The organism is Streptomyces sp. NPDC058307 (assembly GCF_042880295.1).
Classification (GTDB): domain Bacteria; phylum Actinomycetota; class Actinomycetes; order Streptomycetales; family Streptomycetaceae; genus Streptomyces.
Genome location: NZ_JBHVYZ010000126.1, coordinates 1 through 8,054, shown reverse-complemented (window position 1 = coordinate 8,054; position 8,054 = coordinate 1). Strand labels below are relative to the sequence as shown.

5 protein-coding genes and 2 pseudogenes are annotated in these 8,054 nt (G+C 68.4%); 2 read left to right on the top strand and 5 right to left on the bottom strand.

Annotated elements, in window-relative coordinates; all coding sequences use genetic code 11:
• Window positions 1-256: pseudogene (locus tag ACFVYN_RS40695) on the bottom strand (sugar ABC transporter permease); the annotation flags it as partial.
• Window positions 257-293: 37 nt separating this feature from the next.
• Window positions 294-1,604 (bottom strand): ABC transporter substrate-binding protein, encoded by a 1,311-nt coding sequence (locus tag ACFVYN_RS40690; protein ID WP_390007825.1) that lies wholly within the window; start codon window positions 1,602-1,604, stop codon window positions 294-296.
• Window positions 1,605-2,132: 528 nt separating this feature from the next.
• On the opposite strand from ACFVYN_RS40690, the gene ACFVYN_RS40685 reads away from it, so the two are divergent.
• Together ACFVYN_RS40685 and ACFVYN_RS40680 are read left to right on the top strand one after the other, a co-directional pair.
• A complete protein-coding gene (locus ACFVYN_RS40685; RefSeq protein WP_390007827.1) occupies window positions 2,133-3,170 on the top strand; it encodes a LacI family DNA-binding transcriptional regulator in 1,038 nt (345 codons plus the stop codon).
• Between the two features lie 243 nt (window positions 3,171-3,413).
• Window positions 3,414-5,468, top strand: coding sequence for an RICIN domain-containing protein (locus tag ACFVYN_RS40680; protein ID WP_390007824.1), 2,055 nt, complete (start codon window positions 3,414-3,416; stop codon window positions 5,466-5,468).
• Between the two features lie 266 nt (window positions 5,469-5,734).
• Here the strand turns inward: ACFVYN_RS40680 and ACFVYN_RS40675 are convergent, their stop codons facing one another.
• The 3 genes and pseudogenes from ACFVYN_RS40675 to ACFVYN_RS40665 all read right to left on the bottom strand — a co-directional run.
• Entirely contained in the window at window positions 5,735-6,874 is a 1,140-nt protein-coding gene (locus ACFVYN_RS40675) for an ABC transporter substrate-binding protein (RefSeq protein ID WP_390007821.1), read from the bottom strand.
• Window positions 6,875-7,003: 129 nt separating this feature from the next.
• Entirely contained in the window at window positions 7,004-7,219 is a 216-nt protein-coding gene (locus ACFVYN_RS40670) for a hypothetical protein (RefSeq protein ID WP_390007820.1), read from the bottom strand.
• Window positions 7,220-7,554: 335 nt separating this feature from the next.
• A pseudogene (locus tag ACFVYN_RS40665) lies at window positions 7,555-8,054 on the bottom strand (transposase family protein); the annotation flags it as partial.

The following is an 8,054-nucleotide window of genomic DNA, read 5'->3' as shown; positions in this document are numbered from 1 at the left end:
GCCCGACCCACTTGATGGAGCCGAAGCCGATGCCGTCCCAGCTCGTGAAAGCCAGGGCGATCGAGGCCAGCGCGGTGACCCAGACCAGGGCCACGTGCAGGATGGTGGGCACGCCGGCCATGAAGCCGAGCGTGATGCGGTCACGGCGGGTCAGCAGCCGCCGGTGCCCGCGCGGGACCCGCTTGCTGACCGGCGCGGGGCCCGGAGGCGGCACGGCGGCCGCCTCCGGGGTCTTCGTGGTCGTTTCGGAGCTCATGGTGGTGGTGTTCATCCGCTTCAGAAGGGGGTCGGTCTCAGCCGGACGCGAAGATCGTCTTCTTCTGGCGCTCGATCGAGGACAGCAGGCTGTCGATTCCCTTGGGGTCGCGGACGAACTTCTGCAGCGCGGGCTGCATCACCGTCGAGGTGAAGTCCGGCCGGCTGTCCCGGTCCATGAACTGCGTGAGGTGCTTCGCGCCGCTGATCATCTCGTACGCCTTCTTCTGAAGGGCGCTGTAGGCGGAGGTGTCGGCCTTCGAGGAGGCGGCGATGAGGCTCGGGTCGGCCTTCAGGTACGTCTCCTCGGCTTGCGGCGTGCCCAGGAATTCGAGGAGCTTGACCGAACCGGCGTGGTTCTTGGGCTTCTTGCTGAGCATGATGCCGTCGGTCGGCGCCTCGACGGTGTCCTGCCCGTACGCCGGGTCGATCTCGGGGAAGGCGAAGAAGTCGAGGTCGTCCAGGTCCGCCTTGTTGGTGAACTGCTGGGCCACGAACATGCCGAGCATATACATGCCGGCCTTCTTCGCCACCAGCGTCTGGGCGGCGTCCTGCCAGGTACGGCCCACCGCGCCCTCCTGGTGGTAGGGGAGGGTCTCGGCCCACGTGTCGAAGACCTTGCGGACCTTCGCGTCGGTCCATGAGGCCTTGCCCGCCATCAGCTCGACGTGGAAGTCGTAGCCGTTGAGGCGGAAGTTGATCTGGTCGAAGGAGCCCATCGCCGGCCAGGCGTCCTTGTCGCCGTACGCGATCGGGACGAGGCCGTCCTTCTTCATCTGCTTGCACAGGGCGACGTACGCGTCCCACGTGGTCGGGACCTCGTAGCCGTACTTCTGGAAGACGCTCTTGCGGTAGAAGACCGCCCACGGCGACGTGGTCAGTGGCACCAGGTAGTACTTGCCGTCCTGACCCTTGCTCAGGTCGTGCATCGCCGGAGGGAAGTTGCCGCCGATCGTCTTCCACACGTCGTCGATCGGGGTGGCCAGTCCCTTGGCCGCGAAGAACTGCATCCGGTAGCCGGCGAACCACTGGAACACGTCGTCCGGCGTGCCCTGGAGGTAGGAGTTGATCTGCTCCTGGAAGGTGTTGTGGTCCTTGGTGTTGATGGCCACGTTGATGCCGGACTGCTTCGTGAAGGCCGCGTAGACGTCGCCGTACGCCTTCTTCGGGACCGCGTCGGACGCGTTGGAGCCGACGGTGACGGTCTTGGTGTCCGACGAGGCGGAACTGCCGGCGCAGGCACTCAGCAGAGGGAGGCCGGCACCCAGGACTGCGGCTCCGCCGAGTCCGCGGAGCACGGTGCGGCGGCTGGTTCCGGACATGGGCTGACCGGGGGAAGAACGGTGCATTTCGGCTCCTACAGGGCTGGCGGTACCCCGGTATGGCACGTCAGCCGGACGGGGGTATGACGGAGGGCGGGTCGTCGAGGGACCGTTTGAAGGTCAGTCGCGAGCCGAAATCCAACACGATCGAACAAACACGATCGTCGGACGCCAGGAAGCGTGAACGCTGTGTGGACTCGCTGTCAAGACTTTCCGTCCGGCAATCCATGATGGGCCGGCCCCGGCCGCAAGCCCTGTGTGCCGGCAGTCGGGCCGGACGGGCGGGACTGGCGCGGCTGGCCATCGATCCGCCTCGGGCCCGCTCACTGGCGATTGACCTGCACGAATGCATCGCGGTCACACCTCCCTGGATGGCTCAAACGAATCGCTCCGCCGACCCGCAGGTCTCGATGCCCATCGCACCGGAAGTAAGTGACGTTGCGCGGACCCTTGACGTGCCCCGGGCGGATGCGTACACATTGACCGCGCGGTCAGACCGCGCGGTCATGTACGGTGACCTCGTTCGATGGAGAACACACGGCCATGGGAGATCTCATGACAACAGGGCTGGAGCGCGGTGCGGGCTCCTCCGCGCCGCGTAGTGAGGACGTGGCCAGGCTGGCCGGCGTCTCACGCAAGACGGTCTCCCGGGTCCTCAACAACGAGCCGTACGTCTCCGAGGAGTCCCGCCGACGTGTCCTGGCGGCCGCCGAGGAACTCGGCTACCGGCTGAACCACGCGGCCAGGGCCCTGGCCTCCGGCCGTACCCGGTCCATCGGTGTGGTCGCGCTGGCAACCGCCGGGTACGGAACCGCCTCCCTGCTCGTGGGCATCGAACAGGCCGTACGGGACGCCGGTTACGCGCTGCGCGTGGTCAACACCCCGGACGGTGACCCGCAAAGCATCGCCGCCGCGCTGGAATCACTGCTGGAACAGGGCGTGGACGGCATCGTCGTCTCCGTACCCGTAGTCGAGGGCGAAGTCCCGCTCGGCGTGGACGTGCCGGTCCTCTTCGTCGGAGCCCCACCCGCCTTCAGTGCCACCCGGACACTGACCGTCGGCGTGGGCGCCCATGAGCTGGCACGTGCGGCCACGGAACACCTGCTGGACCTGGGGCATGCGACCGTCCATCACCTCGCGGGGCCGCGGCGGTGGTACGCCACCAAGGACCGTATCGAGGGATGGCAGGCCGCGCTGGCGGACCGGGGCGCGCACGAGCCCCCCGTGCTGAACGGTGACTGGTCGGCGGCCTCCGGGTATGCCGCGGGCCTCGGGCTGGCCTCGGACCGTTTAGTGACCGCGGTGTTCGCCGCGGGCGACGAGATGGCGATCGGCCTGATCCACGGCCTGCGGGAAAGCGGTCGACGGGTGCCGGAAGACGTCAGCGTCGTCGGTTTCGACGGCAACCCCGTCTTCGCCTACGTCTCCCCGCCGCTGACCACCGTCCGTCAGCCTTTCGAGGCCGCCTCGAGCGAAGGAATCCGGCTTCTCCTCCACGCCATCGAGAAGCCCGACACCGAACTGCCGCCGGCGAACGACCCACCCGTCGAACTCGTCGTCCGCGGCTCGACAGCGCCCCCGCCCTCCCTCTGACCCTCTGAGCCACCCCACCCCCTCGTGCCACTGCCCCGGCACACCCACCCGCCGGGGCACCCCACCTCCGCCCTTCCGCGCTTGTCGCGCCGCGCCCCCGCCCCTCGCGCCCGCGTGCCGCGCCCCGGTGGTGTCGCCCGGCTGTCCCCGGGCCACGCGCCCAACAAACCCCGCCGCGTCACTCCGAGCCGTTCCGAGCCGGCGGACACCGAAACACACCTTCCCCTTCCCCTGGGAGCCGCAATGTCCCTTGCCCGCACAGGCGCCAGACCCGGCGCCGCTCCGCGTTCCCGTCCCGCCTCCTTCTTCACCCTGGCCTTCGTCCTGCTCGTCTCGGTGCTGACCATGGTCGTACCCGCCGGCCGGGCAGACGCCCTGGCGCGTCCCTCGCAGACGATGTACACCCCGCCGGCGGGTGCGCCCTCGCCCGGGTCGCTCTACCCGCGGGCGGTGCGGATGCAGCACAACGGCTCCGCCAACGGCACCATCCTCGCGACGTTCGAGCAGTACACCACCGGCACGCCGGTCCTCCCGATCTACCGCAGTACGGACAACGGCAACTCCTGGTCGAAGATCTCCGAGGTCGTCGACACGCAGAACGGCTGGGGCATGCGCTGGGAGCCCGAGCTGTTCGAACTCCCCGCGGCGGTGGGCGACTTCCCGGCCGGGACCATCCTGGCCGCGGGCGCCTCGGTTCCCTCCGACCGCTCGGCCATCAAGATCGACGTCTACGCCAGCACCGACCGCGGACAGACCTGGACCTTCGCCGCCAACATCGCCACCGGCGGCCAGGCGTACGACACGAACGGAAACACCCCCGTCTGGGAGCCGTTCTTCCTCTACGCCAACGGCAAGCTGATCGTCTACTACTCCGACCAACGCGACCCCGCCCACGGTCAGAAGGTCGTGCACCAGGTCACCACCGACCTGCACACCTGGGGTCCGGTCGTGGACGACGTGGCCATGCCCACCTACAGCCAGCGCCCGGGCATGCCCACCGTCGCGAAGCTGCCCAACGGCAACTACGTCATGACGTACGAGTACGGCGGCTCGCCCTCGGGCAACTTCGCCGTCTACTACAAGATCTCCGCCGACCCGGAGGCCTTCAACTCCGTCACGGGCATCCCCCTGCAGGCGACGGACGGCACGATACCCACCAGTACGCCGTACATCACGTGGCTGCCCACCGGCGGTCCCAACGGCATGCTGGTCGTCAGCGCCTACAGCACCAGCGACCTGTTCCTGAACACCCAGAACGGCGCAGCGAACACCTGGACGCGCATCAGCTCCAACGTCGCCGGCGGCTACAGCCGCGGCATGGTGCCCCTGCCCGACGGCCACAGCCTGCTCGTGCTCAGCGGCGGCAGCGGCGGCCCCAACCTCTCCAACCCCGTCACCTACAGCACCATCGACCTGGGCGGCGGCATCTCCGACGGTGCCACCTACACCGTGTCCAACGCGGGCAGCAACCTCCAGCTGAGCATCGCGGGCGGCTCCGCCACCAACGGCACGAACGCCACCCAGCAGACCGCCGACAACGCCACCGACCAGCAGTGGCGCTTCGTGCAGCAGAGCTCCGGCTACTTCAAGATCCTCAACGTCGCCAGCGGCAAGGTCCTCGGGGTGGAGAACCAGTCCACCGCCGACGGAGCGAAGATCCTCCAGTGGGACGACAACGGCACCCTGGACCACGAGTGGGCCGTCGCCCCGAACCCGGCCGGCGGCTACAGCCTCACCAACCGTGTGACCGGCAAGTACCTGGAGATCCCGAACGGCTCCACCGCCACCGGTACTGCCGCCGGCCAGTGGAGCGGTACCAGCTGTGCCTGCCAGCGCTGGAACGTCACCCAGACCGCTCTGCCGGCGCTGGGCACCGGGCAGTACGTCCTCGTCAACAAGAACAGCGGGAAGTACCTGGACATCCCGCAGGGCTCGACCGCCACCAACACGGCAGTCCAGCAGTGGCAGAACTCGGCCTGCTTCTGCCAGCTGTACACCTTCCAGTCCGCCGGGGGCGGAGCCTGGACCATCAAGAACGCCAACAGCAACCTGAACCTGGACATCCGTAGCGGCTCCACCGCCGCCGGAGCCGCCGTCGTCCAGAACACGCCGTCCGCAGCGAACTCACAGAAATGGACCCTCACCGACGCGGGCAACGGCTATTACAAACTGAAGAACGTCGGCAGCGGTTTCAACGCCGCCGTCGCCCAGTCCTCCACCGCCAACGGCGCGGCAGTCGTGCAGTGGAACGACCTGAACATCGACGACCAGCTCTGGAAGATCGTCCGCATCAACTGAGTGACCGTCCGCAGAAGGACGTGTCAGGCGGTCGTGCCGGTCACCGAGTTCCCGGACTTGGTGACCGGCACGTCACCGTTGCGCCGCTCCAGAACGAGGGCTGCCTGTGGGGCGCTCATACCGGCCCCGAAGGCCACGAACCCGAACCGGGCTCTACGGCGGAGGCCATGGGCTTCCCCACCCGCCGAAGGGCTGGTGGGGATGCGAGACGCCGTTACACGGCGGAATCCTTCGGGCCCCCAGCCGTGCGGGGCCCTGTCGGGGGGTCAGGCGCCCGGGTGCAGACCGGGCCACCCGGGTGTCGGGTCGCCCTTGACCTCGCCGAAGTAGAGGGCGAAGGTCTGCTTCAGCCGCTCGACCTGGGCCCGGTCCTCCATGAAGCGCGGGAACCCGTCCACGTTGGCGTTCGGGTACTCCCAGATCGGCTTGAGGCCGGTGGGCGGGGCGATGTCGGTGCGTACCGACCAGCTGTTGGAGGTCTGACGCTCGGTGGACAGCTGCCAGTTGAGGTAGAGCTTGGCCGCAGTGGGGTTGGCGGCCTGCTTCAGGATCGCGATCCGCTGTCCCCATCCTACGAAGGGGTGCCCGTCGGGCAACACCCAGCGGTTCGGCGTGGTGGCGAGCGGGCTGCCACCCGTGCCGACGCCGATTATCTTCTCCTTGTTGGTGACCGCGGTGCCGGGGGAGAAGGAGCCGCGGGCGAACTGCGGCTGCTGGGCGGCGAAGTCGGCCACCCAGTCCCAGCCGTACGTTTCCGCGTAGAGGGCGAAGAGGTAGAGCACCGCGTCGTCGTCGTGCGGGTAGGAGGAGGCGATGGCGCCCTTCCAGCGCGGGTCGACCAGCTCCAGCGGCGTCTGCGGCGCGTCGGCCCCGGCCGCCGCCACGTCGTACAGGTAGCTGAACGCGATGACCATGCCGGCCACCCAGGCACCGTCCGGGTCCCGGAACTTCTTGTACAGCTTGCTGAAACCGGCGGGCTTGTAGTGCAACAGCCGACCCTGGCGCTTCCAGCGGGTGAAGTCTTGCAGCGTCTGCAACTGCACCACGTCGGGCACCAGGGTGTCGGTCGCGAACTGGTTGTCCACACGGACGTCGTGGTACTTGCTGTAGTCCACGATGAGTTCGAGGTCGATCTGTGGGAACCGTTGGCGGAAGGCCGTCCGGGCGCCGGCGCCGCTGCCGGAATTGGCGAGGTCGCCGCCCGCGTAGATGACGAGCTTGCCGCCTTCGGCGATAGCGGCCTGGTACAGCTCGTCGAGGCTCCTGGTCTCTTCGGCGCCGGCGTCGCGTGCGGCTGTGGCCGGGGTGGCCGCGGCGGGGGTCGCGGTAGCGCCGAGCGCGCCGAGTCCGAGGGCGGCGCCCGCTCCGGTGGCAAGGAGGCGCCGTCGACTGGGGAGACTGGTCACTGGGTAACCCTTTCTGCGTGGGGGGAAGGGATGTTCCCGGAGTACGGGCGGCGGACCGCCTCGGCCGGGACAGCGGGGGTGGAAACGACGAAGCCGGTGGTCTGATACGGCGTGCCCAACAGGCCCATATCAACCCCACGCCATCTCGCCCCGGCGTCCGTGGCTGACGAACAGGGTGGTGAGCTTCTTGCTGGATTGAGGATCCTGGCGGCGAGCCGGCCGTGTTCGCGGGTGGGGCCGGGCGTTGACCAGCATCACCTCCCGCTCGCCGGTGAGGGTGGTGATCTTGTTCGTGCTGCCGACCGGAAAGTCCAGGCCGAGGACTGTGAATTCGAGCGTGCTCATCAGGGCTCTTCGCTCTTTGGTTGAGAATGGGGCCAGTTGGGCGCGAGAGGTTCATCTGCAGGGTATCTGACGAGTCAGGCTTTCTCGTGCTGGATGCACACGGTGTGATCCGAGTCGCATGGCCTGCTGTGTGGTGAGGGGAGTTGGCGTGGGCGCAGCGCCCGCAGGCGTCGAGGCGGGGTCACCTCGGCGGGGCGACGGAGGCGCCACGGCCGCAGCCCGTGCACCGTGCGCCGCCGGACGGTCGCATCCACTCACCGGGGGCAGTGGGACAGCGGGCCTTGACCCTTGACCTTGGACACACGAGAAACTGAGGGTTTTTCATCATCGGTCTGACTGGCCAGATGCAGGGTGAGGACAGCCTGGATGAGGCGGGTGATCCGGGTGGTCGAGCACCGGAGCTTGCGGAGAAGTCGCCAGGACTTGAGGGTGGCCATGGCCTGTTCGATGAGGGCGCGGATTCTGGCGTGGGACCGGTTGACCGCCTGCTGACCGGTGGAGAGGGTTTCCCACCGTCCCCAGTACGGGGTACGGACTGTGCCGCCGGCACCCCGGTAGCCTTTGTCGGCCCAGCACGTGATGCCCGCCTCGGTGACGGCGTCGACGACACCGTGCTCGCGGGCCGCGCGGACATCATGGACAGCGCCGGGCAGGGCCGGGGAGAGCCACAACAGCCGGCCGGACGGATCGGCGAGGACCTGCACGTTCATCCCGTGCCTTTTGTGCTTGCCCGAGTAGTAGAGCCGGTCCGCAGCGATCCGGTCGATCGGCAGTAGGGTCCCGTCCAGCAGCACGAACGCCTTCGACGATGCTGTCCGGACCGCCTGCGCGAGGG